The 25,383-nt window shown below is 61.6% G+C and carries 27 protein-coding genes and 3 tRNA genes; 11 read left to right on the forward strand and 19 right to left on the reverse strand.

Annotation, left to right across the window (positions count from 1 at the left end; all coding sequences use genetic code 11):
* A partial coding sequence (locus AC1DYW_RS28905) for a GTP-binding protein (protein ID WP_477228463.1) occupies positions 1 to 249 on the reverse strand: 249 nt, incomplete at its 3' end.
* 294 nt (positions 250 to 543) lie between these two features.
* On the opposite strand from AC1DYW_RS28905, the gene AC1DYW_RS28910 reads away from it, so the two are divergent.
* Positions 544 to 1,431 carry a DMT family transporter gene (locus tag AC1DYW_RS28910; protein WP_477228464.1) on the forward strand — a complete coding sequence of 296 codons (888 nt, stop codon included), beginning with the start codon at positions 544 to 546 and terminating at the stop codon, positions 1,429 to 1,431.
* A gap of 132 nt (positions 1,432 to 1,563) precedes the next feature.
* A complete protein-coding gene (locus tag AC1DYW_RS28915) occupies positions 1,564 to 1,701 on the forward strand; it encodes a hypothetical protein (RefSeq protein ID WP_202359563.1) in 138 nt (45 codons plus the stop codon).
* 121 nt (positions 1,702 to 1,822) lie between these two features.
* On the opposite strand, the gene AC1DYW_RS28920 is transcribed toward AC1DYW_RS28915, so the two are convergent.
* A complete protein-coding gene (locus AC1DYW_RS28920; RefSeq protein ID WP_095091667.1) occupies positions 1,823 to 2,077 on the reverse strand; it encodes a GlsB/YeaQ/YmgE family stress response membrane protein in 255 nt (84 codons plus the stop codon).
* 130 nt (positions 2,078 to 2,207) lie between these two features.
* Between AC1DYW_RS28920 and AC1DYW_RS28925 the strand changes: the two genes are divergently transcribed.
* Positions 2,208 to 2,672 (forward strand): YidB family protein, encoded by a 465-nt coding sequence (locus AC1DYW_RS28925; RefSeq protein ID WP_477228465.1) that lies wholly within the window; start codon positions 2,208 to 2,210, stop codon positions 2,670 to 2,672.
* A 402-nt stretch (positions 2,673 to 3,074) separates the two neighbouring features.
* Here AC1DYW_RS28925 and AC1DYW_RS28930 read toward each other — a convergent pair whose 3' ends face one another.
* The 3 genes from AC1DYW_RS28930 to AC1DYW_RS28940 form a co-directional block, all read right to left on the reverse strand.
* On the reverse strand, positions 3,075 to 4,808 hold the full coding sequence (locus tag AC1DYW_RS28930) for an adenylate/guanylate cyclase domain-containing protein (protein WP_477228466.1): 1,734 nt from the start codon (positions 4,806 to 4,808) through the stop codon (positions 3,075 to 3,077).
* A gap of 768 nt (positions 4,809 to 5,576) precedes the next feature.
* Positions 5,577 to 5,650, reverse strand: a tRNA-Gly gene (locus AC1DYW_RS28935).
* Between the two features lie 89 nt (positions 5,651 to 5,739).
* Positions 5,740 to 5,824: transfer RNA gene (locus AC1DYW_RS28940), tRNA-Tyr, on the reverse strand.
* A gap of 199 nt (positions 5,825 to 6,023) precedes the next feature.
* Here AC1DYW_RS28940 and AC1DYW_RS28945 point away from each other — a divergent pair.
* On the forward strand, positions 6,024 to 6,872 hold the full coding sequence (locus AC1DYW_RS28945) for a TrmH family RNA methyltransferase (RefSeq protein WP_477228467.1): 849 nt from the start codon (positions 6,024 to 6,026) through the stop codon (positions 6,870 to 6,872).
* 113 nt (positions 6,873 to 6,985) lie between these two features.
* Here the strand turns inward: AC1DYW_RS28945 and AC1DYW_RS28950 are convergent, their stop codons facing one another.
* From AC1DYW_RS28950 to gcl, 3 genes are all read right to left on the reverse strand, one after another.
* Positions 6,986 to 7,903: a 2-hydroxy-3-oxopropionate reductase gene (locus AC1DYW_RS28950; protein ID WP_477228468.1), complete on the reverse strand. Its 918-nt coding sequence runs from the start codon at positions 7,901 to 7,903 to the stop codon at positions 6,986 to 6,988.
* A gap of 111 nt (positions 7,904 to 8,014) precedes the next feature.
* Positions 8,015 to 8,812 carry a 2-oxo-tetronate isomerase gene (gene otnI / locus AC1DYW_RS28955; RefSeq protein WP_477228469.1) on the reverse strand — a complete coding sequence of 266 codons (798 nt, stop codon included), beginning with the start codon at positions 8,810 to 8,812 and terminating at the stop codon, positions 8,015 to 8,017.
* Between the two features lie 25 nt (positions 8,813 to 8,837).
* The gene (gene gcl / locus AC1DYW_RS28960) at positions 8,838 to 10,619 is read right to left on the reverse strand and encodes a glyoxylate carboligase (RefSeq protein ID WP_477228470.1); all 1,782 of its coding nucleotides are present in this window, start codon (positions 10,617 to 10,619) and stop codon (positions 8,838 to 8,840) included.
* A 213-nt stretch (positions 10,620 to 10,832) separates the two neighbouring features.
* Between gcl and bhcR the strand changes: the two genes are divergently transcribed.
* Entirely contained in the window at positions 10,833 to 11,654 is an 822-nt protein-coding gene (bhcR, locus tag AC1DYW_RS28965) for an HTH-type transcriptional regulator BhcR (RefSeq protein WP_477228471.1), read from the forward strand.
* Positions 11,655 to 11,670: 16 nt separating this feature from the next.
* Here bhcR and AC1DYW_RS28970 read toward each other — a convergent pair whose 3' ends face one another.
* From AC1DYW_RS28970 to AC1DYW_RS28985, 4 genes are all read right to left on the reverse strand, one after another.
* A complete protein-coding gene (locus AC1DYW_RS28970; protein ID WP_477228472.1) occupies positions 11,671 to 11,913 on the reverse strand; it encodes a hypothetical protein in 243 nt (80 codons plus the stop codon).
* Between the two features lie 153 nt (positions 11,914 to 12,066).
* The gene (locus tag AC1DYW_RS28975) at positions 12,067 to 12,372 is read right to left on the reverse strand and encodes a BA14K family protein (RefSeq protein WP_477228473.1); all 306 of its coding nucleotides are present in this window, start codon (positions 12,370 to 12,372) and stop codon (positions 12,067 to 12,069) included.
* Between the two features lie 258 nt (positions 12,373 to 12,630).
* Entirely contained in the window at positions 12,631 to 12,834 is a 204-nt protein-coding gene (locus tag AC1DYW_RS28980; protein WP_477228474.1) for a hypothetical protein, read from the reverse strand.
* Between the two features lie 255 nt (positions 12,835 to 13,089).
* Positions 13,090 to 13,257 (reverse strand): hypothetical protein, encoded by a 168-nt coding sequence (locus AC1DYW_RS28985; protein WP_095090676.1) that lies wholly within the window; start codon positions 13,255 to 13,257, stop codon positions 13,090 to 13,092.
* Positions 13,258 to 13,415: 158 nt separating this feature from the next.
* Between AC1DYW_RS28985 and AC1DYW_RS28990 the strand changes: the two genes are divergently transcribed.
* Positions 13,416 to 13,491: transfer RNA gene (locus AC1DYW_RS28990), tRNA-Thr, on the forward strand.
* A gap of 817 nt (positions 13,492 to 14,308) precedes the next feature.
* On the opposite strand, the gene AC1DYW_RS28995 is transcribed toward AC1DYW_RS28990, so the two are convergent.
* Positions 14,309 to 14,875, reverse strand: a complete 567-nt coding sequence (locus AC1DYW_RS28995) for a DUF2569 family protein (RefSeq protein WP_477228475.1) — start codon at positions 14,873 to 14,875, stop codon at positions 14,309 to 14,311.
* Positions 14,876 to 14,987: 112 nt separating this feature from the next.
* Complete coding sequence (locus AC1DYW_RS29000; RefSeq protein ID WP_477228476.1) at positions 14,988 to 15,602, reverse strand: TetR/AcrR family transcriptional regulator; 615 nt, start codon at positions 15,600 to 15,602, stop codon at positions 14,988 to 14,990.
* 91 nt (positions 15,603 to 15,693) lie between these two features.
* Between AC1DYW_RS29000 and AC1DYW_RS29005 the strand changes: the two genes are divergently transcribed.
* From AC1DYW_RS29005 to AC1DYW_RS29025, 5 genes are read left to right on the forward strand one after another with little or no spacing between them, the layout of a single operon-like run.
* Positions 15,694 to 16,785 (forward strand): polyamine ABC transporter substrate-binding protein, encoded by a 1,092-nt coding sequence (locus tag AC1DYW_RS29005; protein ID WP_477228477.1) that lies wholly within the window; start codon positions 15,694 to 15,696, stop codon positions 16,783 to 16,785.
* A 13-nt stretch (positions 16,786 to 16,798) separates the two neighbouring features.
* Positions 16,799 to 17,662, forward strand: a complete 864-nt coding sequence (locus AC1DYW_RS29010; RefSeq protein WP_477228478.1) for an ABC transporter permease — start codon at positions 16,799 to 16,801, stop codon at positions 17,660 to 17,662.
* Position 17,663: 1 nt separating this feature from the next.
* A complete protein-coding gene (locus tag AC1DYW_RS29015) occupies positions 17,664 to 18,446 on the forward strand; it encodes an ABC transporter permease (RefSeq protein WP_477228479.1) in 783 nt (260 codons plus the stop codon).
* On the forward strand, positions 18,443 to 19,507 hold the full coding sequence (locus AC1DYW_RS29020) for an ABC transporter ATP-binding protein (protein ID WP_477228480.1): 1,065 nt from the start codon (positions 18,443 to 18,445) through the stop codon (positions 19,505 to 19,507). Before AC1DYW_RS29015 ends, AC1DYW_RS29020 begins: the two co-directional genes overlap by 4 nt.
* Before the next feature lie 3 nt (positions 19,508 to 19,510).
* Complete coding sequence (locus AC1DYW_RS29025) at positions 19,511 to 20,269, forward strand: MBL fold metallo-hydrolase (RefSeq protein WP_477228481.1); 759 nt, start codon at positions 19,511 to 19,513, stop codon at positions 20,267 to 20,269.
* An 8-nt stretch (positions 20,270 to 20,277) separates the two neighbouring features.
* Here AC1DYW_RS29025 and AC1DYW_RS29030 read toward each other — a convergent pair whose 3' ends face one another.
* The 5 genes from AC1DYW_RS29030 to AC1DYW_RS29050 all read right to left on the reverse strand — a co-directional run bounded on the left by AC1DYW_RS29030 (position 20,278) and on the right by AC1DYW_RS29050 (position 25,382).
* Positions 20,278 to 20,967, reverse strand: coding sequence for a TetR/AcrR family transcriptional regulator (locus AC1DYW_RS29030; protein ID WP_457153376.1), 690 nt, complete (start codon positions 20,965 to 20,967; stop codon positions 20,278 to 20,280).
* Between the two features lie 109 nt (positions 20,968 to 21,076).
* Complete coding sequence (locus tag AC1DYW_RS29035) at positions 21,077 to 22,504, reverse strand: amidase (RefSeq protein ID WP_477228482.1); 1,428 nt, start codon at positions 22,502 to 22,504, stop codon at positions 21,077 to 21,079.
* Between the two features lie 89 nt (positions 22,505 to 22,593).
* The gene (locus AC1DYW_RS29040; RefSeq protein ID WP_477228483.1) at positions 22,594 to 23,628 is read right to left on the reverse strand and encodes an extracellular solute-binding protein; all 1,035 of its coding nucleotides are present in this window, start codon (positions 23,626 to 23,628) and stop codon (positions 22,594 to 22,596) included.
* Between the two features lie 40 nt (positions 23,629 to 23,668).
* A complete protein-coding gene (locus tag AC1DYW_RS29045) occupies positions 23,669 to 24,469 on the reverse strand; it encodes an ABC transporter permease (RefSeq protein WP_477228484.1) in 801 nt (266 codons plus the stop codon).
* A complete protein-coding gene (locus tag AC1DYW_RS29050; protein ID WP_477228485.1) occupies positions 24,462 to 25,382 on the reverse strand; it encodes an ABC transporter permease in 921 nt (306 codons plus the stop codon). Before AC1DYW_RS29050 ends, AC1DYW_RS29045 begins: the two co-directional genes overlap by 8 nt.
* Between the last annotated feature and the right edge of the window lies 1 nt (position 25,383).

A 25,383-nucleotide genomic window follows, 5' to 3' on the forward strand; every position in this document is an offset into this window, starting at 1 on the left:
ATAGTCGGCGTGCCCGGGGCAGTCGACGTGAGCGTAGTGGCGGTTGGCCGTCTCGTATTCGACATGCGCCGTCGAGATCGTGATGCCGCGCGCCTTCTCCTCAGGTGCCGCGTCGATCTGGTCATAGCGCTTGTATTCGCCAAAATACTTCGTGATCGCCGCCGTCAGCGACGTCTTGCCATGGTCAACGTGACCAATCGTGCCGATGTTCACATGAGGCTTGTTACGCTCGAATTTACCTTTTGCCATAGTCTCTTTCCTTGGACGGCCTGGACCTTCAGTTCAGTCGAATGCGGGGCGATTAGCGACAAAGGCCAAAAAACACAAGCGTCTTTTGGCCGGGTGCCGTCTCACTCAGTCCGAACCATTGATCCGATTTCGGGGATATGGCGCTGATATAGGAAGGGACGAGACGAAATGAAATGGGTGGCAGGCCTATCGATCGAAGCCGCCATAGCGCTGTCTTGCCTGCCCGATACTGTCCGATTCACCGCCAGGTCATGGCCCATTGCGGTCGTCATCGAGGTCTGATTTCCTCGCCGGATGCATTTCATTCCGACCGCCATCCGCGGCCCCGTGTTCATGATCGTCTCGACCGGATCGTATCTCGTCAACGATACGATGATGAAACTCGCGACATCGGGCCTGCCGTCCTACGAAGTGCTGTTTCTGCGCGGTGCGGCGGCAACGCTCTGGGGTTTTCCGCTGTTGTTCGCGCTGGGCTACGGCAAGCAGATTCCGCTGATCTTCGACAGGCACGTGCTGCGCAGGAACCTGCTCGAGCTGGCGGCGATCCTCTGCTACGTGGTGGCGCTCGCCAACATGCAGATCGCGGATTCGACGGCACTCGGACAGATCACGCCGCTGTTGATGTTGGTCGGCTCCTCGGTCCTGTTTGGCGAGCGGATCGGCGGCCAGCGCATGGCGCTGATCGGGCTCGGCTTCATCGGCGCGCTGATGGTGGCGCAACCGACCATGCAAGGCATTTCGGTCTACGCCTTGCTGGCGCTCGGCAACGCGACGCTGTCGGCGGCACGGGACCTCGCCGGCCGGCGGGTTACGGCAGAGGTGCCGGGGATGATCGTGGCGATCTCCGCCGTCGTGGTGGTGCTGGTCGGCGCCGGTGCCGCGCATCTGGTTTCCGAGCGCTGGGTCATGCCCGAGGCGCGCCATCTGCTGCTGATGGCCGGCGCCGGATTTTTCCTGATCTTCGGCCACTTCTTCATCTTCATGGCCTATCGCGTCGGGCCGACCAGTGCGGTTGCGCCGTTCTACTATTGCTTCACCGTCTGGGCGGTCATTTCGGGCTTGCTGGTGTTCGGGCAATTCCCCAATGCGCTGGCGGTCTGCGGCATTCTGCTGGTGGTTGGCAGCGGACTTGCCATCGTCTCGCTGGACCAGCGCAAGCGCCGACTGACCGTCGTCGCCTAGGTCCGCCCAAGCAGGCCAAGCGGGCTCACCTGCGTCTGTCAGCGCGCTGTTGCCGAGCCGAAAAAGATCGTCTAATCGGCGAAGACCGTCCAATCCAGGACGCCATGATCAATCAGCCAAGGGAGTTTCCCCATGACGGATTTTGACCAGAACAAGAACTCCGACGCTGAGCACAAGGCCGCCATCCGCAAGTCGCTCATCGGCTGGGCGGTGTTTATCGCGGGAACGCTGATCTTTTTCGCAGCAGCAGACGCAGTGTTGATGCCATAGGCCGACATCGCGTACCGGCCGGAGCTGGTCCTCAGCGAAATTCGAAATTTCAGATTATCTGGCCAGGGCTTAGAGTGGTTCATCGTCCAAGGAAACGCAGAACCGCTCTACCTCTTTGTTTTTACGCCCGTCCTCCGCTGAACTGGTGGTAGGCCCACAGCACGACCACCGCGCCGATCACGGCGACGATCAGGCTGTAGATGTTGAGGCCGGTGACGCCCGACGCGCCGAAGGCGCTGAAGATCAGGCCGCCGACAATGGCGCCGACGATGCCGAGCACGATGTCCATCAAAATGCCCTGGCCGCTCTTGTTGACGATCTTGCTGCCCAGGAAGCCGGCGATGACGCCGAGTATGATCCAGCTGATGATTGACATTTTTTCCTCTCCATCCACCCGCCGGCCGAACATTTTCATAGGATTGTCAAAAGCTCAAGCCAGCTTGAAATTCCGCCCGCATGCCCCATTGTTGAGGAGGTATTGGGCTTGTCGTTATGGAGGATCCACTATGGGACTTTTTGACAACGCCGTTCCAGGCGGCAACATCACCAAACCGCTGATGATTGCGCTTGGCGCGCTGCTGGTCGGAAAAATGCTGAGCGGCAGAAGTGCCGAACAGCCGGACCAGACCGAGACCCCGGCCCCGACCGGCCCTGCTTCCACCGGAACGACCCCCGCCGACGGCGGCCTTCTCGGCGGATTGGGCGGCCTGCTCGACAAGCTCAGGGATGCCGGCCATGGCAATGTCGCGGACTCCTGGGTCGGCACCGGGCAGAACCAGTCGATCAACGCCAATGATCTCGGCGCCGCGCTGGGGCCGCAGGTCATTCACGAGATCGCGCAGCGGACGGGGATGGACGAACAGGAACTGCTCAAGCAGCTGTCCACGGCGCTGCCCGGCGTCATCGACAAGCTGACGCCGAACGGCCAGGTGCCGCAGCAGCATCAGGTTGCGTCCGCGTTCAACAGCTAGCGCGGCGCAGACATCTGCACAGTGGAGGAGCGCAGCGCGGCTTGCCGCGCGGTGTTTCGACCTGGAGATCGCGAGGACGAAGGTCTGTCTGGGTGAACACTCTAAGGTCAAAACACCCTGAAAAATCCGATTTTTGACCCGGAGCAGACTCTCGCAGGCGAAGGTGCGCATGATCGCTTTGCGCCGCATCTCGGCCGTATTGATCAGCATTGCCGTTTCCTGAAAGCTGACGGTCGCAGGTCGCAGTTGCGCCACTTGCCGCCGTTCTCTATCTGGCCCAGGGACGGCCGCTATCGATGCAAGGCGGGCGTTCCCTCCTGGACGTAAGCGGGAAGCTGAATCATACCTGTCATCCAATATCAGCCAAGATCATGAAGATGCCGTCGATTCAGCGGTTTTCGTTCAATCTGGCAGGCCTGCTTTGCGATATCCGTCGACGAAATGGTCACGCGTTGCCTGATCTCGAAAGGGCTGTGAAGCGGCCCAATGGCTGATCGTGAAATGTGGATTGCTCGCCATGAACAGCGCGCCTTCCTGGTGGGCCTCGTCCGTTCGTCCAAGTTGTGCAAGGCTTGCTGCAAGCACACGGCGCGAAATCGTTCTGTACGTGGCCTCATTGCGTAACGTGACGACTGCCAACTCATACTGGCGGGCGGCGTATTGCGCGAACCCCAAATCCCAATAGTACCACCTGGGCGGGTGTGGGTTCAGGCGGAGTGCCTTTTGGACCTGTTCAATCGCGGTGGCCGGCTTACCGTTCAACACCGAAAAGTCCGACAGGTCCGCCCAGGCATCGGCATAATTCGGGTCAATCTCGAGCGCGGTCGCGAACTCCGCATCCGACGCGGGCCAGCGCCGTTCATATGCCAGCAAGTGGCCAAGGACGAAGCGGCAGCCGGCATCGTTCGGGTCGAGCTTCACGGCTTTTTCTGCCATGGCAACGGCCACAAGCCGGTTGGGCACTTCTGGCTCGCCCCACTGCGCCCAAGCCTGCCAGAGGTGAAAGGCCAGGAGCCGATGCGCCTCCGCATAGTCCGGGTCGAGGGTGATCGCCCGCTGCAACAGAAGACGCGATTCGCGCGACGCCTCCGGCGAAATCCCGATCAGCGTCCGGCCACGCACGCAAAGATCATAGGCTTCCATGCTTTTTGGCCGGTTACGCGGCGGCTGTGTCACCAGGCGGCCGATCAGAGCCTCGACGATCTTGGCGGTCACCTCGTCCTGCACAGCAAAAATATCTTCAAGATCGCGGTCAAAGCGGTCCGCCCAAAGATGAGTTCCGCTGACGGCATCGATCAGCTGAACGTTGATGCGCACACGACCGGCAGCACGGCGGGCGCTGCCTTCCAGCAAATAGCGGACGCCAAGATCACGGGCAATCAGCCGGATGTCGATCGACTTTCCCTTGTAGGCAAAGGTCGAATGGCGGCCGATCACGAACAGGCTGGCGTTCCGCGATAGATCGGTGATTAGGTCTTCAGTCAACCCGTCTGTGAACACGTCCTGCTCGGCGTCGCCGCTCATGTTGGTGAAAGGCAGGATGGCGATAGAGGGTTTTGACGGCAGCGGCAGTGGCACGGTTTCGCCGTCTTTCCTGTCTGCAATTGCCAAATGCCGCACCCGGTAGACGCGCACGGGCTCAGCAATATTCTTCAACGACTTCTGCCCGAGATCGTCGAACCCGGTCTCCACCTTCCGCTTGACCTGATCGTAGACGCTCCCCGAAACGCAGATGTCTCCAGGTTCGCCCAACGCCTCCAGCCGAGCGGCAACGTTGACGCCGTCGCCGTAAAGATCGCTACCGTCCACGATGATATCGCCGAGATTGATGCCGATGCGCAGGATCACCCGCCGGGAGTCCGGCAAACGATCGTTGGCCTCGGCCGTGCCGTATTGGAGGTCGACTGCGCACCGGACGGCATCGACCGCGCTGGCGAACTCGACCAACACGCCGTCGCCCATGACCTTAACCAGGCGGCCTCGATATCGAGCGATCAGGGGAGCCAGAATATCGCGCCGTCGGGCCTTGAGGACCTCAAGGGTTCCTTGCTCGTCTGCTTCCATAAGGCGGCTGTAGCCGACAACGTCCGCGGCCAGAATTGCGGCAAGACGGCGCTGGACGCGTTCTTCGGCCATTGAGGTAGGTGCCTCAGAAAATTCACTTGCACAAATGGTATTGGCACCATGCGGGGATGTCCATCGGGCTGCCTGATAGCGGCGAGTTGTCATGGCGTCCTTGAGATAGCGCCGGATTTGTCTATCCAAATATTATAGAGCGCCGATCTGACTGGGTTACTATGACGGCTAGTCGGCGGAAGGGGACGATGTGCTTCGGGGCGCAGGCCAAGCTGGCCTCTACGGCCGAGATGTGGCGCAAGAGCCGCCGGTCGCTGAGCGGAACCCGGGTGTGCTCTTGAGTGCTCTCCTGCCTCCGGTGAGAAACTGCCCGATTCCCGTTTTGTTCGGGAGTGGTAGAAAATTGGCGCGCCACACGAGATTCGAACTAAAGGTCCTAGAGGTCCGCTTTCAGCCGAAGCGGACATCTATCCGAACAATTTGGTAGTCGCCCTTGGGTCAGCTTCAGACTTGGGCCCACCGGGGCTGAACGTCCGTTATTGTTCCTCGGACGCCAAAAATGCCGACAGTCCGCTGTCGGCCCAACTGCGGTCATCTGAAAACTAGAGGCGGATGGTCGCTTCTGTTTGCTCGTTCTGGCAGACGAGCCGAACGGAGCTTCCACCTATTTCGCGCACGTCCTTTCAGTGCCGCTCTCTGTCGAGGGTAAGCTTTGCAAGCTGAATATCTGCAGCGGACTTTTAGGAATAACAGCGCAGTACCGACAGGCGCAGTGACACGGCACTATCGATCTCAGGAAAAATTTTGTATAAATATCGAATAGTTAGATGGAGCGGGTAGCGGGAATCGAACCCGCATATTCAGCTTGGAAGGCTGCTGCTCTACCACTGAGCTATACCCGCGCCTTGCACTGAAGTACCGGATTCCCCCGAAAAGCGCCATGCACTTTTCGGTCCGATGCTTTCGCGTTTCAGGGCTTCCGGGCCGGCAGTGGTGGAGAGGGTTGGATTCGAACCAACGTAGGCTAAGCCAACGGATTTACAGTCCGTCCCCTTTAACCACTCGGGCACCTCTCCAGTTCTGCCGCCGGAGCCATGCAACGAGGCATTCACGCCAATCCGGACCCGAGTTAAGTCTTCTCCGAAACCAGCGAAGCGCCTTATGGCGGCAAGGCCATTGGGTGTCAACCGCGCAACCGGCGTTTTTCGATGTTGTTCGCCGGCTGCGGCGACGAGCCATATCCTTGGCCTGAGGAGACGGCTATAGAAGCCGGCCATGAGCGACAAAACCAACACCCCGAAAGACACCCACTACGCCAAGTTGCGGCGCGCCTATCGCGACGAGAAAAGCGGCGGCGCGCCGGCGTTCAGGCCCCGGCAGCCGGTTCCGCCAGGCGAACATGCCGCGGACGGACTGGTGCGGCTCTATGGCCTGCACACGGTGCGGGCGGCGCTCGACAATCCGCGCCGCAGGATCAGAAGGATGCTGGTCACGCGCAATGCGGCCGAACGCCTGGAAATCGCCGATATCGCCGCCCTGCCCTTCAAGGCGGAACTGGTCGAACCCAGGGACATCGACAAGATCACCGGCTCGGACGCCGTGCATCAGGGCGTGCTGATCGAGGCCGAACCGCTGAAGCCGAAGCGGCTTGATGCACTTGGCGATGCCAGGCTAGTGCTGGTGCTCGACCAGGTCACAGATCCGCACAATGTCGGTGCCATCCTGCGCTCGGCGGTCGCCTTTGGCGCCGGCGCGCTGATCACCACGGCGCGCCACAGCCCTCAGGAATCCGGCGTGCTGGCGAAATCGGCCTCCGGCGCGCTGGAGCATATCGACCAGATCGAGGTGAAGAACCTCGCCGACGCGCTCGGACAATTGCACGAGGCCGGGTTCCAGACCATCGGGCTCGATTCGGACGGGCCGACGGAACTCGAAACGAGTTTCGCCGGTGACAGAATAGCGCTGGTGCTCGGCGCCGAGGGCAAGGGCCTGCGCCAGAAGACGCGCGAGACTGTGACGACGCTGGCGCGGCTCGACATGCCCGGCGCCATCCGTTCGCTCAATGTGTCGAACGCCGCGGCGATCAGCCTCTATGCGGCGCGGGCATTCTTGAAGCGCGGCTGAGCCTCACGCCAAACATCTCGAAATGCGAAACGGGCTCCAGCGACAGACGCAGGAGCCCGCTCTTCGACAGGCACGAGTGGCGGCTTGGGAACGTTGCGCCGCCCTCTCCTGGCCTATGCTGCTTTGCCTTTGACGTCGGCTGCGTTGCCGCCAACCTCGAAATTGGCCATCCGCTCCAGCGCCCTGACCAGCGCCGAGTGATCCTCCTTGGCGCCGCCATTGGCGGCGCAGGAATTGAACAGCTGCTGCGTGGTCGAGGTGTTGGGCAGCGACACGCCGAGTGCTTTTGCCCCTTCCAGCGCCAGGTTGAGGTCCTTCTGGTGCAGCTCGATGCGAAAGCCCGGCGCGAAGGTGCGCTTGACCATGCGCTCGCCATGCACCTCGAGAATGCGCGAGGCAGCCAGCCCGCCCATCAGCGCTTGCCTGACCTTGGCCGGGTCGGCACCGGCTTTCGATGCAAAAACAAGTGCTTCGGCGACCGCTTCAATGGTCAATGCGACAACGATCTGGTTGGCCACCTTGGTGGTCTGGCCGACGCCGTTCGGCCCGACCAGGGTGATGTTCTTGCCCATCTTCTCGAACACAGGCCTGGCGCGCTCGAACGCCTTGTCCTCGCCGCCGACCATGATGGTCAGCGACGCCGCCTTGGCGCCGACTTCGCCGCCCGAAACCGGCGCGTCGAGATAGTCGCAGCCCAACTCATTGATCTTTTTTGCAAACACCTTGGTTTCGATCGGCGAGATCGAGCTCATGTCGACCACCAGCTTGCCCTTGGTCAGGCCGGATGCGACGCCGTTGTCGCCGAACAGCACATCGGCAACCTGTGGTGTATCGGGCACCATCAGGATGATGATATCGACCGCCTTGGCCACCGCGGCGTGGCCGGGGACTGACTTCAGCCCCTTGGCGACGAGGTCACCCGGCGGCTTCGAGCGATGGTCGCTGGCGATGACCGTATAGCCAGCATCCAGCAGATGCCCCGCCATCGGCGCGCCCATGATGCCGAGGCCGATGAAGCCGATGGTTTCCATTGTTTTTCTCCGTCGTATGTCTTTGTCGAGGCTGCGTTCCTTCGCGCCCCCCTCTGGCCTGCCGGCCATCTCCCCCACGGGTGGGGAGATTGGCAGCTTCAGCGTCGGCAGCTAAGCCGCCGCGCTGCCCTGCCCGGCCAGTTCCCTGAACCAATCCAGCCCGGCCTCCGTGCCGGCCTTCGGCTTGTATTCCGCGCCGACCCAGCCGGAATAGCCGATACGGTCGATATGCTCGTAGAGGAAGGGATAGTTGATCTCGCCCGTCCCCGGCTCGTGACGGCCGGGATTGTCCGCAAGCTGGATATGCGCGATGCGGCCGAGGTTTGCCTCGATGGTACGGGCGAGATCCCCCTCCATGATCTGCATGTGATAGATGTCGTATTGCAGGAACAGGTTCTTCGAACCGATACGGTCGATCAGCGCCAGCGCCTGGTCGGAGTAGTTGAGGAAGAAGCCGGGAATATCGCGGGTGTTGATCGGCTCGACCAGCAGCCGGATGCCGGCCTGCTCCAGTTTCTCCGCCGCAAAGGCGAGGTTTTCGGCGAAGACATCTTCCAGCACCTTGCGGTCGGCGCCCGCGGGAGCGATGCCGGCAAGGCAATTGACCTGCTGGCAGCCGAGCGCCTGCGCATAGGTGATTGCCTTGGCGATGCCCTGGCGGAATTCCGGCACGCGATCCGGCAGCACCGCGATGCCCCGCTCGCCCTTGCCCCAGTCGCCCAGCGGCAGATTGAACAGTACCTGCGTCAGGCCGTTTTTCTTCAGCCGGGCGGCGACCACCTCAGGCGCGTGATCGTAGGGGCCGATATATTCGACGCCCTTGAAGCCCGCGCGGGCAGCTGCGTCAAAGCGGTCGAGGAACTCATGCTCGCCAAAGAGCATGGAAAGATTGGCTGAGAAACGCGGCATTTCTTTTTTCTCCCTTTCCGCTGATCTAATCCAGCATCACGATCGCCGTCGGGGCGTCTTCCTGATGTTCGGCAAGGTCCTCGAATTCGGTGATCTTGTCGATCTCGGTGCCCATGGAGATGTTGGTGACACGCTCGAGGATGAATTCGAGCACGACCGGAACCTGGCGCTCCTTCATCAGCCGCTGCGCTTCCTTGAAAGCGGCGGCGAATTCCTCGGGCTTGCGCACCCTGACAGCCTTGCAGCCCATCGCCTCGGCAACGGCAACATGGTCGACGCCATAGCCGGCCTCGGGATCGCCCGAGCGGTTGATGTTCTCGAAGGCGAGATTGACCTCGAAATCCATCGAAAAGCCGCGCTGCGCCTGGCGGATCAGCCCGAGATAGGCGTTGTTCACCACGACATGGAGATAAGGCAGCTTGTGCTGTGCGCCGACCGCCAGTTCCTCGATCATGAACTGGAAATCATAGTCGCCCGACAGCGCCACGATGGTGCGGTCGGGATCGGCGGCGCGAACGCCAAGGGCTGCCGGCAAGGTCCAGCCGAGCGGGCCGGCCTGGCCGCAATTGATCCAGTTGCGCGGCTTGTAGACATGCAGGAACTGCGCGCCGGCGATCTGCGACAGGCCAATCGTGGTGACATAGGTGACATCGCGGCCGAACGCCTTGTTCATCTCCTCGTAGACACGCTGTGGCTTGAGCGGCACCTGGTCGAAATGCGTCTTGCGCTTCATCGTCTTCTTGCGGCCCTGGCATTCCTTGGCCCAGCCCGACCAATCGCGCAGCTTGCCCGCCGTCTTCCACTCCGTGGCGACGTCGAGCAGCACCTTCAGCGCGGCGCCCGCATCCGAGACGACGCCGAGATCCGGCGCGAAAACACGGCCGATCTGAGTGGGCTCGATGTCGACATGGATGAATTTCTTGCCCTTGGTGTAGACGTCGACCGACCCGGTGTGGCGGTTGGCCCAGCGGTTGCCAATGCCGAAGACGAAATCGGCCTCCAGCATCGTCGCATTGCCGTAGCGGTGCGACGTCTGCAGCCCGCACATGCCGGCCATCAGCCGGTGGTCGTCGGGGATGGCGCCCCAGCCCATTAAGGTCGGGATGACCGGCACGCCTGAAATTTCGGCGAATTCGATGAGCAGATCCGACGCATCGGCGTTGATGATGCCGCCGCCGGCGACGATCAGCGGCTTTTCGGCCGCGTTGAGCATCGCCAGCGCCTTTTCGGCCTGCGCGCGCGTCATTGCCGGCTTGAACGGCGTCAACGGCTCATAGGCATCGATGTCGAACTCGATCTCGGCCAACTGCACGTCGACCGGCAGGTCGATCAGCACCGGCCCCGGGCGCGACGAGCGCATCAGGTGGAATGCCTTCTGCAGCGTCATCGGCACCAGATAGGGCTCCATGACGGTGACCGCCCATTTGGCGACCGGCGCGGCGATGGCGGCGATGTCGACCGCCTGGAAATCCTCCTTGTTCAGCCGCGCACGCGGCGCCTGGCCGGTGATGCACAGGATCGGGATGGAATCCGCGGCGGCCGAATAGAGCCCGGTGATCATATCGGTGCCGGCCGGACCCGAGGTGCCGATGCACAGACCAATATTGCCAGCCTTGGCGCGGGTAAAACCTTCCGCCATATGCGAGGCGCCCTCGACGTGGCGGGCAAGGACATGGCGGATCGTTCCCCTCGCCTTCATGGCCGAGTAGAATGGGTTGATCGCCGCGCCCGGCACGCCGAAAGCGCAGGAAATACCTTCCTTCTCAAGAACGAGAACCGCAGCATCGACAGCGCGCATCCTGGCCATTTTCCAGCCCTCCACAGGGTTTGTCATTGTTGGATGGCTGAGAATGTCACCAAGCCGGCTATTTTTCAATTTTTTCAGAATATTTTTTCATTTCTAACAAACGGCGATTAGATGATGAATTTGAACGGTTTTTCGTTTTCCATCGATTTCACAACCTCGCACAATGAAAAACTTTTTCATTGCCTCTCGCGCCAAATTGCCGACAATGCGGCCATGGAAACCACCGAGAAACGCCAGCGCGGTCGGCCGCGCGCCTTCAACGGGCCCTCCGAGCCGACTTCGGTGCAGTCGCTCGACCGGGCACTGCGCATCCTGGCCATTGTCGCCGAAGGCAGCGGCCTGTCCCTAAGCGAGATATCAGCGCAAAGCGGCCTTGCCGCCTCCACCGCCTACCGCATGCTGACGACACTCGAAAACCATGGCATGGTCGAATTCGACACCAGCGACCAGCTCTGGTCGATCGGCGTCGAGACCTACCGCATGGGCGCGGCGTTCCTGCGCCGCCGCAAGCTGGTCGACCGCGCCCGTATCGTCATGCAGGAGTTGATGGAAAGGACCGGCGAGACCGCCAATCTCGGCGTTGCCGAGGATGATTGCGTGGTCTTTGTCAGCCAGGTCGAGACGCACCAGGCGATCCGCGCCTTCTTCCGGCCGGGGACGCGCAGCCCTTTCCACGCCTCCGGCATCGGCAAGGCGGTGCTGGCGCATCTTGAGCCGGAGCGTGTCGGCACCATCCTGCGCAAGGCTGGACTGCAGCGCTTCACCGACAGGACGCTTTCCGACATTTCCGCCCTTGCCCATGACCTCGCAACGATCAAACGGCGTGGCTGGTCGGTGGACGACGAGGAGCGGCACCCCGGCATGCGTTGCGTGGCAGCCGCCATCTTCAATGAATTCGGCGAGCCGATCGGTGGTGTCTCGGTGTCGGGGCCTACCGTGCGGGTGACGCCGGAACGGCTGGCCGAGATCGGCCCTTTGGTGCGCGATGCCGCAGCCGAGGTGACCAGGATGATTGGCGGCGCCATCTCAGCCTGATGCGGCGCGGGGAGACTCACCGCCGCGAGAAGGCCAATCGGGCAAAGAACAGGCAAGCAAGCAGACAGCCGATGGCGAACATGCCCCACACCAGCCCGGCCTGTTCAAGAAAAACCTCGCCGCTTTCGGAATTGTAGCAGCGGCCAAGTTCGTTGAAGCAATCCCGCCACAACCAGTAGCGGTCATGCCAGGCCAGCGTGAACAGCAGTGCGCCCGCTCCCGTGGCGAGGGCGAGAACGGCAGAAATTGCTCTCTTCATAGGATCGTTGTCCCGCCGCAATGTCTCGAAATCATGGCCTCGGTACCCGGCCAGGACCCGATCCCATCCGCCTCCCCCCGAACATCTTGCGAACAGCAAAAAGAGGGGCGGCGGGGGCGCCCCTCCTGCAGTTGATTGAGACGCCACCTCCTCTCAGAGCCGGCAGTAGTGACGGTAGCCGTCGTAGCCGACATAGGTGTCTGAGTCCGGATCGTAGCTTGCGTAGCGGTCGAAGCAGCGGCGGACGTGCCACGAGCCGCCGTCTTCGTCGACATAGACGGTGCGGGGCTGCTGGGCGAGCAGGGTGCCCAGGACAAAGCCGCCAACGCCGGCGGCGATGCCGATGCCGAGGTCGTGGTGATGATGCGAATGCGCGGCCGAGGGCTGGACGGTGCCGACCAGCATGGTGGCGGCGACGGTGGTGGCGATGAGGCCGGAAACGAGTGTGCGCGTGAACATGATGATCTCCTTGCTTCGTTGAACGAGGCGATCCATCCGCCTCTTGATCATCTGTCGTGACGGCAAGGAGAAAGGTTCGAAACTTTTTTCGATTTTCCTGGAGCCGCAGAAATCAACCAGTGTGGAGGCCTGCCGGCGCTATGCCTCCGCGTATCGACGGAAGTCTGGACCTTGGTGTCGAGGCCGGGAGCTCAGCGACCTGGCACAAGACGCAAAAAGGGCGGCCGAAGCCGCCCTTTGGGGAATTGGGTCCCTCCATCAAAGGAAAATGATCACCCGGCCATGGTGGTGATGATGATGATGGTTGTGGTGCCACCACCAGTGCTCGAAATGCCTGTAATAATGGTGATGACGATGATGATGATGCATGCCGTGGGCTGACGACGTGCCGACGGTGCCGGCGAGCGCGCCGGTGGCGACGAAAATGGCAACGAGGCCTGACGTAAGAGTGCGCTTGAACATGATGATCTCCTGGATCCTTGATCGAGGCGACCCATTCGCCTCTGACCATCAGTCGGCGCGGTGCGGCAAATGGTTCGAAAGGTTTCGGAGATTTTTCGGCGGCGCCGGAAGACGAGTGAATAGGGAATAGGGAATAGGGAATAGGGAATAGGGAATAGCGAGTAGCGGAGTAGCGAGTAGCGAGTAGCGAAAGAGCCGCACTCGCCACCTGGACTATTCGCTATTCGCTATTCCCTATTCCCTACTCCCTACCGCTCACCCCATGCCGGTGACATGGCGAAGCCAGAAGGCGAGTGCGATGAAGCCGATGATGGTGGTGACGCCGGTCCAGTCGACATTGGCCTTCTTCACATCGCTGATGATTTTCACCAGCAGCATCCAGACTACCAAGATGATGGGGAGAATGATGACAAACCTGATCATGCGACACCCCTGCTCGAAGCGATTGCACCTGCCAGATATGTAGGAAGCGATTTGGCGGTTTTCAGGATGCCCCTCCCCGGCGGTCCACTCGATGCCGGGTAACCGAAAATGGAGTTTTGTCTTTACTGGCGCAACAAATATGCTAACCGGAGCGCCGTGCCCTTGTAGCTCAGCTGGTAGAGCAGCGGTTTTGTAAACCGAAGGTCGGCGGTTCGATTCCGTCCGGGGGCACCAGTTTCCCGGCAACATGTCAATTAATTTAATAATTTCAGAGCCTTAGGCATCACCGCTTTAGGCCGCCGTTCTTGCAGCAGCACCTCGATCAAGGCCTGCGCCCCATTGGTGGCCCGACTTGTGGTGTGTAGTCCACGTGCCAATGCGGCCCGCCGGTTGCATCTCCTTCCAGGATGACGTGTGCACCCCAATTTTGCAGCGCGCGGTGCACTTCGGCTTGCTCGTGAGGATTTCCATGTGGAATGGAAATATCGCGGGCGCGGTCATCCAGATGGTTGCTAACCGGAGCCCCGCGTCCGCGGGCCCGGTGTATTATCTGTTCGAACGCCTCGTTCGTTTGCGATCGGGTAGCGCGAGGATGTTGAGTGACCCACGCGTCCATCTCGGTAATATGCTGGGCTTGACGATATACCCTCAGGAATTGCGCCCGGTTCGAAAGCCGCCGCTCCGCCATCAATTCGGCTTGGCGGCGGACTGTCCGCACTCCGCCGGTCGCATGTATGGCCATGTGGGGAAATTGGCGCTGCAGTTCTCGAACAAGCCCGTCAATGGTCGTCGGCGGCGAGACACGTTCCCATGTTTCGAGGCTCGGCCGTTGAACACCGTGTCGAATATGGCCGCCGCCAAAATCGGGACGAACCTCAACCGGCGCACGGGTTGACCCGCCATGGAGAAGAGTTCCCGAAATTCTAAGCATTGATGAAATGGCAGCACGGTTTGACTGCTGCTTGTGCTAGCATTTTGCGACGGGATCAGCGAGAGGTTTCAGGAATGACCGAGAGCGCGAGCGCTCCAAAATATTCGTATTGCCCCGCGTCTATGCCGCGTTCGCGACCTCGGCGGAGGCTTTCACTCTGGTGAACGTGTTGCGCACCCTGACCGATCTGTAGACGTAGGCGACCCAGAGTCCGACCAGGACAAACGAGGTTATGGACGTCGCAAGCGCCTCTCCGGTGACCACTTGCCCAACCGGGACGCCGAAAACCGTGGAAACCCAGATCGCATCCAGGATGAATACCACCGGAATTGCAACCCATTGGGTTAGGAAGAGCTGCTTGAACCAAGTGCTCCGCCTCAACATGGCAACGAGCACGACCACTTGAAGCACCAGAAATGACAGCACCAGCCCAACCTCGCCGTAGACCACCATGGGTCCGTTCGGCACCAGCATGAGCTGGTTGTAACCATCGCTCGAGGAACCCAATGTGGCGAGCGTACGCAATGGAGCCATGGCCTGACCAATCGCGAGAAGCATCAGCCACCCTCCAATTCCGACGAGCTCCGCCGGATTCTGGACGGGCTTGTAGGCAGATCGAACCGCAAAGAAGACGGGCACTCCGATCAACAACAAAAGTATTGCCCAATGCCAGATGGAAAACTGCATTCACCCCTCCCCTAAAAATACACTCATGGGTTGTATCAGATTTCAGATTCGACTCAAGGGGGTTGCGCCGCGGCTTGGTCCAAAAATCGATTCTGCTGCCTGCTCCTGACAATCAGACCGCAATCGCCGCCACCAGAATCCGGTTCTGCCGGCGTATCGCGGCGCGCAGTTCCGATATCCTCGCCTCGTCGCGTTTCACGAACTCGATGAACATCATGTTCATGTTGTTGAAGATCAGTTCGCCGAGTGCGGCCCCGTCAATGTCCTGCCGCACCAGGCCCAGCGCCTGCAGGCGGGCGATCAGCGCGCGGATCTGTTCGGTCAGCGAACGGTCGAGCGCGGTGTAGGCCTGGCCGAACGGGCTGTCTGGAAGTTGCGTCGAGATCGCCATTGCCTGCCGCCACATCTCCTTGCTGAGATAGTGCAGCGAGTGTTCGATATAGATGCCGATCAGCGTGTCCAGCGCGTCGCCGACATTGGCCGGCGGCTTGGCTACGACACCTTGCCCGGCATTCAGCACCTCGTTGACTTCCAGCGAGACGATGGCGCCGAGGATGTCGCCCTTGTTCTGGTAGTAATTGTAGATCGTGCCGACCGAGACTTCGGCCTGCGCGGCGATCGCCTCGATCTTGGCGCCTTCATAGCCGGCCTCGCGGAAAAGCTCTGACGCCGCCTCGATGATGCGCCTGTGGCGGTCCGCTTTTTGCCTTGCCCGCAATCCGCTCATATCAGCCTCTTGCCACAAAAACAGAATTGACTCAATTTTAGAATTGGTTCAATTTTTTGCAAGAAGCCACAAAGGCAAGGGAGAACACTCGATGTCCGCTGAATCTGCATCCCGGAATCCGCTTTCCATCCTGAAGAGCCATTTGCACGCCGCGTGCGCCGCCACGGCGCTGCTGCTCGGCGCGGGCAGCTTCGCCCAAGCCGCCGATCTCAACGCGCTGATCTGGTGCGACCATTCCGATCCCGCACTTCTGCAGCCCTTCGAGGAGGCCAACAAAGTCAAGGTCAACGTCAAGGAGTTCGAGGGCACCGGCGCCGGGCTCGCCATCGTCGAGCAGTCGCAGCCAGGCGACTGGGACGTGATGGTGATCGACTCGATCGACGTGCCGCGCGGCGTCGAAAAGGGCCTGTTCGAGCCGCTGCCCGACGACAAGCTGCCCCTGGCGGACATGTTTCCCCAGGTGAAGATGGACGGCTCCACCGTGGTCGGCGGCAAGCGCTACGGCATCACCGAAAAGTTCGGCTACAACACGATCGGCTACAACAAGACCAAGGTCGACCCGGCCGACATGCAGTCGATGGCGGCGCTGACCGGCGACAAATACAAGGGCAAGGTCGCCATCTACGATTATTATCTGCCGGTCATCGGCATGGCCGCACTCGCCATCGGCAAGAAGACGGCTGATCTGACCGAAGCCGACCTGCCCGCCCTCAAGGACGAGCTTCTCAAGATGAAGGCCAATGCCAAGCTGGTCGGCGAGGTAACCGCCAGCCAGACGGCGCTGGCGACCGGCGAAGTCGATATCCTGGTCGGCGGCGGCGAATGGGTGACGGCCGGGCTGGCCAAGGAGAACCCGGCGCTGGACTTCTCGATCCCCAAGGAAGGTGCTGTGCTGTGGTCGCAGTCGCTGGCCATGTTCAAGGATTCCAAGAACAAGGACATGGCGCTGAAATTCATCCAGTACATTATGAGCCCGGAGGGCCAGGCGCGGCTTGCCACCTCGTCCTGCTACTGGGGCATGCCGGCGAACACCAAGGCGGCTTTGACCGACGACCAGAAGAAGATCCTGCGCTTCGACGAACAGCCGGGCTTCCTCGCCCGCGCCCAGGCCTACCCGGCGCCGAACGCCGACCTCGACAAGAAGATGCAGGATATGTGGACCGAAATGCTGCAGGCGAAATGAGCTGATACCGCCGATGACCGCCGCAAACGATGGGCGTGCCCCGCCACGGGGTGGCCGCGCCCTGCTGTGGGCGCTGGTCACGCCGGCACTCGGCTGGACGCTTTTGTTCTTCGTGCTGCCTTTCATCGCCATGGGGCTGTCCAGCCTGACGGCGCATGAGGGCGGCGGCTTCACGGTGTCCAACTACAGCCAGTTCTTCACCAACCCTTCCTACTGGCAGGCGATGGTGAATTCGCTCGAGGTGACGGCGATCGTCACAGTCGTCTCGGTGCTGCTCGCCTACCCCTTCGCCTGGATCCTGGCCGAACAGGTGCCGGAGCGCTGGCAAAGGCTGGCGCTTATGCTGGCCGTGCTGCCGTTCTGGACCTCCTATGTCGTGCGCTCCTATTCCTGGCTGCTGGTGCTGGCGCAGAACGGCGTCATCAACCGCGCACTGATCGGCATCGGCGTGGTCGCCGAGCCCCTGCAACTCGCCAACACCCGCTTCGCCACCGTCACCGGCTTTGTGCATTTCTTCGTCATGCTTTTGACGCTGACGATCTTCGCCAATCTGAAGCAGTTGAGCCCGAGCTATCGCAAGGCCGCCGCCGATCTCGGCGCCGGGCCGGTGCGCACCTTCCTGCATGTCATCCTGCCGCTGACCTTGCCCGGCATCATGGTCGGCGCCTTCCTCACCTTCGTGCTGTGCATAGGTGACTACATCACGCCGCAGATCCTCGGCGGCAACAACGAGCTTCTGATGCCGCAGCTGGTGATGATGCAGATCGGCCGGCGCGGCGACTTTCCGCTTGCGTCGGCGCTGTCGATCATCCTGATGGCGGTGGTCACCATCGCCTATCTTGCCTGCGCACGCTGGCTCAAGATCGAGCGGGCGTGAGATGCGCAGGATTGTCCGCATCGTATCCTGGCTCTATGCGCTTGCCGTCTACGGCTTCATCTTCCTGCCTGTGGTCGTGCTGGTCCTGTTCTCGCTCCAGTCGACCTCCTTTCCGATCCCGCCCTTCACCGGCCCGTCGATGCGCTGGTACGACGCGGTTCTGTCGGACACGCGGCTGACTTCGGCGCTGGTCAATTCGCTGCTGGTTGCCTCGATTTCGTCGCTGGCCGCCGTCACGCTCGGCTTCCTTTCCGCCTGGGGCTTCGCCCGCTTCGTCCTGCCCGGCTCCGGCCTGCTGCGCGGGCTGATCACGCTGCCCCTGACGGTCAGCTATCTCATCATCGGCATGGGGCTGCTGGTGCTGTTCAACTGGGCCGGCGTGCCGAAATCATTGCTTGCCGCCGGCATCGGCCATGTCGTGATCAACCTGCCGCTGTGCTTTGCCATCATCTACAGCCAGATGGGCGACCACCAGATCAACATCGAACGGGCGGCGCGTGACCTCGGCGCGCCGGAATGGAAGGTGCTGCTGCTGATCACCGTGCCGGTCATGGCGCCTGCCATATTCGCCGGCTTCTTCCTGTCGATGACCTTCTCCTGGGACGAGTTCGTCATCTCCTTCCTTTTGACCCGCTTCGACACGACCTTGCCCGTGGAAATCTGGAACCTGCTGCGCTCCGGCCTCAATCCCAAGACCAACGCCGTCGGCTCGCTGGTCTTTGCTGTCTCCATTGTGCTGGTCGTGCTGTTCGAACTGACATTGCTGCGCAGGAGACGAGCATGACCGCGCCTTTGGTCGACATAGACTCGGTCTCGCATCGCTTCGGCCAACAGACGGTGCTCAAGAGCGTTTCGCTCAAGATCGAACCGGGCAGCTACACCATCCTGCTCGGACCGTCAGGCTCGGGCAAGACGACGCTGCTGTCCATTCTCGGCGGCTTCGTCACCCCGAGCGAAGGCAAGGTGTTCATCCGCGGCGTGGACTGCACCTCTGTGCCGCCGGCAAAGCGCCCGACGACGACGGTGTTCCAGGATTACGCGCTGTTCCCGCATATGAGCGTCGGCAGCAATGTCGGCTTCGGCCTGCGCATGCAGGGCGTCGATGGCTCGACGCGGGCCGCACGGGCGCGCGAGGCGCTGGCGCTGGTCGGACTGGCCTCTTCCTTCGACAAGAAACCGCACCAGCTCTCCGGCGGCCAACGGCAGCGCGTGGCGCTGGCGCGTGCGCTGGTCATAGAACCGGCGGTGCTTTTACTCGACGAGCCGCTTGGCGCGCTCGATCTGAAATTGCGGCGCCAGATGCAGGACGAGCTGAAGGCGATCCAGAAGCGCGTCGGCACCGCCTTCATCCATGTCACGCACGACCAGGAAGAGGCGATGGCGCTGGCCGACCATTGCGTGGTGATGAATGACGGGCGCATCGAGGACGAAGGGCCACCTGAACGTGTCTACGCCAGGCCGGCGACGCGCTTTTCCGCCACCTTCATGGGCGAAAGCACGATCCTTGCCGGCGCCGTCACGGAGGCCAGTGACAGGACCAGCACTGTCGCGACGCCGGTCGGGCAGGTTTCGCTGCCGAGCGCCTTGCCTCTGGGCTCGGCTGTCGGGCTCGCCATACGGCCGGAGCATCTCGTCCTCGGCGCGGCCGGCGGCGGTGTCAGGCTTGGCAGCGCCGAGGTCAGCGACGTCGTCTTCCAGGGGAGCTTCAAGCGCGTGCTCGCGGTTTCCGTCGAAGACCCTGCGCTGCAGTTCATCGCCAGGCTTCCAGCCTCAGCTGCAGTCCAGCCGGGCGACACGGTTGCGGTTTCGTGCGATATCGACCAGTTCATCCTGTTGATGGACTGAAACATGGGAACGCTTCCGGTCATCGGCGCTCCAGACTGGTACGAGACCATCCGCATGAGCGATGGCGTGACGCTGATCCATGAGCCGTGGATCAAGCCGTTCTTCCGCTGCAACATGTGGCATGTGCGCGGCCGCGACCGTGATCTCCTGTTCGATACCGGCCTCGGCCATTTCAGCCTCAGGCGCCACGTGTCGCTGGTGACGGAGCGAAAGCTAACCTGCGTCGCCAGCCACACGCATTTCGATCATATCGGCTGCCATCACGAATTTCCCGACCGCTGCGTGCACGCCGCCGAAGCGGAAATCCTGGCCGATCCGCGCAACGAATGGACGGCCGCCGGCACTTATGCGACCGACGAGATGTTCGACGGTATGCCGCAAGGCTGGGACACCGCGCGCTACAGCATCCAGCCTGCGCCGGCCGACCGCCTGCTCGCGCATGGCGATGTCGTCGATCTCGGCGACCGTGCCTTCGAGGTGATCCACACGCCCGGCCATTCGCCCGGCGGCATCGCGCTCCACGAGAAGAAGACCGGCATCATGCTTTCAGGCGACATCATCTATGACGGCCCGCTGATCGACGACGTCTTTCACTCGGATATTTCCGACTACATGGCGACGCTGCTCGGCATGCGCGACCTCGATGTCGCGGTCGTGCATGGCGGCCATTTTCCGAGCTTCGGCAAGGTGCGTTACCGCCAGCTTGTCGACGAATATCTGGCGCAGAAGCGGCAGGCCGGCTGCCATCTGCGGCAGCCGTAGGAAACGAGTTAGCGCATCAATTCGAAATGTCGCGGAAACGACTGATGCAGCAGCATCAGCATGGTCTTCCTCAGCACATCGGAATTACCCGCCGGGGGATTGAGATGATCCCAGATCCATGCCCCATGGACGAGATAGTTGAGGCTTTCAGCCAATGTATCGGGGTCGACATCGGTGTAGCCGCCGCTGCGCTTGATTTCGATGAGCAAGTCGCGCGCCTCGGCATTGTAGCTGAGATCGCTGGGCAGCCCGATCTCGTTGTAGATCTGCATGCTCTTGCGGTCACTGGAGAACACGACAAACACCGAGACCCATTTCGGATGCTGCCGCGCGAATCTTTGCGCGCATTCGACCGCGCCCATCAGCCGCTCGACCGGCGACAGGCCGGGCACGCGCACCAGCGTCGCCCACAATTCATCGTACTGATCGCTAAGATACTGCAGCACGGCTCGAAACAGGTTCTCCTTGCTGCGAAAGTGGAAAACCACCAGTGCGTTGGAGGATCCGACATGCTCGGCGATGCGCTGCATGGTGACACTCGCCAGACCTTCGTCGGCGATGAGATCGATGGTGGCGTCGATGATGCGCTGGATGCTGGCTTCACCGCGCTCGCGCCGGCGATCCCTGGGGGCCGGCTCGAGCCGGCCGTCGCCAGCCTCGGCGACCATTGCCTTCGCGGCTGCCTTGCGTTGCGCCATTTCTGTCCAGCCTTTCAAACCTCGCGGCGGAGCTTTCCAGCCCCGCGCGCCGGCTCACCATAACCGAAGCCGGAGATCAAGCACCAGCGCGGCAAGGGCCACATGGCTATCACAGCGACGGTCGCGTTTCGGTGTCTGTGTACCATTGGCCTTGAGCCGTCTCATAGGCCAGCGCCGCCCGGAAGACATCGGCGTCGCAATAGGTGCGGCCGACAATCTGGATCCCGGTCGGCACGCCATTCGTCGCGCGGCCCGACGGCATGGACAGAACCGGGCAACGGCTCAGCATGTTGAACGGTGTCGTCATCACCCAGCCAAGCGAAGGGTTCACCTGCTTTCCGTTGATCTCGACGGTGTCCCTGGTGTGGTCGAACTCCGCCGCCACAGAGGGAAGCGCATTGGTCGGGCAGATCAGCACATCATATGTCTCCAGCAACGGCCCGAGCGTCTGGTACATCCTGGCCGCCACGTCGAGGGTAGCGACAAAGTCCGTGGCCTTCGACTTTTGCCCATCTTCGGCAAATTGCCGTGCATAGCTGGTCATATCCCCGCCGTGCTGCTTGAGAAGTTGCGCCAGCGAAGCACCGAAGAGGTGCTCCAGATAGGCAATGCCGGCCTTGAGCACTTCGTCGCCCCAGCCCAGGTCGACCTCCTCGACGGTGGCGCCAAGTGAGCGGAACACGTCGCAGGCAGCGAGTGTGTTTTTGCGCACCTCGGCATCCACTTCGAAGGAGCCGAGGTCCATCGAGAGAGCAATCTTCCAGCCCTTGATCGGCTTGTAGTCGAGTGGCAGGCGCAATTTCGGACGCAGCGTGGCGATGTCGAGCGGACTCGGTCCCGCCATGACATTCTGCAGCAGGATCGCATCCCCGACGTTTCGCGCCAGCGGGCCGGTGTGGCAGTAGAAGTCGAGATTGAACGGCGGCTCGTCCGGGTTGCGGCCATAGGGCGGCTTGAAGCCGACGAGACCGCAAGCGGACGCCGGAATGCGGATCGAGCCTGCAATGTCCGAACCGGTGGCGATCGCCGATGTGCCCGAGGCCAGCGTTGCCGCCGCGCCGCCGGACGAACCACCCGGCGTGAAGTCCGGGTTCCACGGATTGCGCGTGACGCCCCAGCGCCTCGACCAGGTGTAGCCGGCGCAGCTGAATTCGGGCGTTGCCGTGCGTGCATGGACGATGCCTCCGGCCTTGATGATGCGCTCGTTCATCGTCGAAGTGTGGCCGCCAATGGCATCCTTCGACAATAGCGAGCCGTGCGATGTCGGCTTGCCCTTGATGTAGCTCTCGTCCTTGATGCCGATCGGCAGGCCCTCGAGCGCGCCGGTCCTGGCCCCCCTGGCGTATTTCGCCTCAGCTTTTTTGGCCAGCTCCATCGCCTCGTCGAAATGCGTGAAGGTGAAGCAGTTGATCGCCGCTTTCGTCACCTCGGCGCGGTCGATGGTCGCCTGCATCAATTCGACGGGCGAAAGTTTCTTCGCCTTGAACAGCCGCAGCGCCTCGCTGGCCGGCATGTAGCAAAGGTCAAGATCGGTCATGGGAAGTCTCCTGCGATCGCCGGATCGCCTTTGGCATGGACGGGAGGTGGCCGCGCCGCGATATCGCGGCGCGAGAAACCCGGGTCGGGCTATTTCTGGAGGTCGGTCCAGATTTTCGTGTAGAGCGCCTGCACATCAGGCGGACAGGCCGGCATGAACTGTCCCTTGGCGGCGAATTCTGCCGGAACGTTCACTTCCGGCGCGTTCTTCATGTCGTCGGGCATGAAGGCTTCCGAGCCTTTGATGCCATTCGAATAGCGCGCGAAGGCCGAGATCAGTGCGGCGTTCTGCGGGTCCATGATGAAGTTCTGGAAGAGCTTGGCGTTCTCGACGTTCCTGGCGTCCTTGAGGACGGCGACGTTGTCCATCCAGATCGGGTAGCCCTCCTTGGGATACCCATAGACGATCTTGTCGTTTTGCAGCCGCTGGCGGAGCGAAATGCCGTTCCAGTTGACGCCGGCGGCAACGTCGCCCTTGCCGAGGGCGTCGACGGCGCCATAGTCGAAGGACAGCCATTTCGCCTTGGCCTCGACCAGCTTGTCGCGCACCTTCTTCAGCACGACCTTGTCGTCGGTGCAGTATTGGCCGCCTTCGTAGGCGATGGCGAGGAACATGACGTCACCCATTTCGGGAACGACATTGATCTTGCCGACGAGTTCGGGCGGCGGATCGAGGAAGATCGCGGACGTGTTCACGTCACCCGAATAGACCGACTTGTTGACCGACACGCCTGTCGTGCCCCACTGCCACGGAACAGTGTATTTGCGGCCCGGATCGAAGGGGACATCGATCCATTTGGGATCGACGTTCTTGAAATTCTCCATCTGGTCCGGGCGCGATTCAAGCAGCAGCCCCTCGCTGATCCAGATCGGGACGACGCTTGCCGAAGGCACGACGATGTCGAAACCGGCGCCACCCTGGCGGATCTTGGCGAGCGCAGTGTCGTTGGAATCGAAGTCGGTGACGGTGACCTTGACCTTGTAGGTCTCCTCGAACTTCTTGATGAGATCGGGGTTGGTGTAGTTGCCCCAATTGTAGATGTTGAGCTCACCCTCGGCGCGAGCGGCACCCGTCACGGCCAGCAGCGTCAGCCCGATCGCCGTCGCGGTCAGTTTCCAGTTCATGCTCCATGCTCCCATTGTTGGGACCGTCGGCGTTGCCGCCTCAGGTCCGTTTCCTGCTGATGAAAAAGAAAGCGGTGACGATGCCGATCGACAGCACGAGGAAGGCCGTCGAGATCGCATTGACTTCCGGTGTGACGGTACGCCGGAGCTGGCCGAGCATGTAGGTCGGCAGCGTGTCCTGCCCGCCCGATTTGACGAATTCGGTGATGACGACGTCATCCAGCGAGACGACGAAGGCGAGCATCAGTCCGGCGAGAATGCCCGGCCAGAGCAATGGCAAGGTCACGTGCAGGAATGTCTTCCACTTCGTCGCGTAGAGATCGGCCGCCGCGGTCTCGAGCGCCAGGTCCATGCTTTCAAGCCGCGCCCGGATCGGCAGATAGGCGAACGGGATGCAGAAGGCGGTGTGCGCGGCGACGAGGTAGCCGAGCCCGGAATAACCAGTCCAGATCTTGATGCGCGAGAAGACGATCAGCAGCGCCACCGCGGTGACGATCTCCGGCACCATCAGCGGCTGGTTGATGAAGGCGTATTTGAGGGTCAATCCCGGATACGGTTTGGTCCTGGTCGTCGCCAGCGCCGCCATCGTGGCGGTGATCGTCGCCAGTATGGCGGCGACAGCGGCGATCTGGAACGAGCGGATCGACGCCTCGATGACCAGCCCATTGTTCCAGGCGATGTGGAACCAGCGCAGCGAAAAGCCTTTCCAGATCACAATGGAATCATTGTCGTTGAAGGCGTAGACCACGAGCGTGGCGATCGGCAGGTAAAGCAGGAAGAAACACAGCATCGCCACGCTGACGAAGCCGTTCTGCCGCCGGACGTCGAAGCGATTAGCCATGGACGCCATCCGACCTGGTCGTGTTGCGGACATAGAACAGCAGCGCCACCATGACGATCGCCATCAAGGTGATCGACAGCGCCGCACCAAGCGGCCAGTTTCTGCCCTGGCCAAACTGCAGCTCGATCAGGTTGCCGATCATCAGATTGGTGCCGCCGCCGAGCACCCTCGGCGTCACATAGGCGCCGAGCGAGGGGATGAAGACGAGGATCGAGCCGGCGACGATGCCCGGCGTGACGAGCGGGACGATGATGCGCCTCAAAACCTCGAACCGCGTCGCGTAGAGGTCGTAGCCCGCCTCGACAAGGCGGAAGTCGATCTTCTCCATGCTGGCGTATAGCGGCAGCACCATCAGCGGCAGGAACACGTAGACCATGCCGGCCAGGACGGCGAAATTGGTGTACATCAGCTGCACAGGATGGTCGGTGATCCCAAGCACCTGCAGCACCGAATTGATGATGCCGTCATTGCGCAGCACCTGTTGCATGGCGAAGGTGCGGATCAGAAGGTTGGTCCAGAACGGGATGGTGATCAGGAACAGCCAGATGTCGCGCCGGTGATCCGGCCGTGTGGCAATGAAATAGGCGGTGGGGAAGCCGAGGATCAGGGTCAGCACAGTGGTTGCCAGCGACAGCGACACCGAGCGCCAGAAGATCGACAGATAGGCGGTGGCCAGCGACAACGTGTCGTCGAAAACGTCACGCTCGAACAGCACGCTCATCCAGGCATCGGTCGAGAACTGCCATTTCACATCGCCGTAATTGCCTGGCGTCAGGAAGGAATAGACGACCACGATCAGCAGCGGCCCAAGGGCCGCGACGAAGACGATCAGCAGTGCCGGGGTGGAAAGCAGCCAGCGTGACCTGATATCGTCACGTTCGGCCTTTTCGGCTACCTCTATCGCGGTCGCCATG

The organism is Mesorhizobium sp. P2_D5, assembly GCF_056404355.1.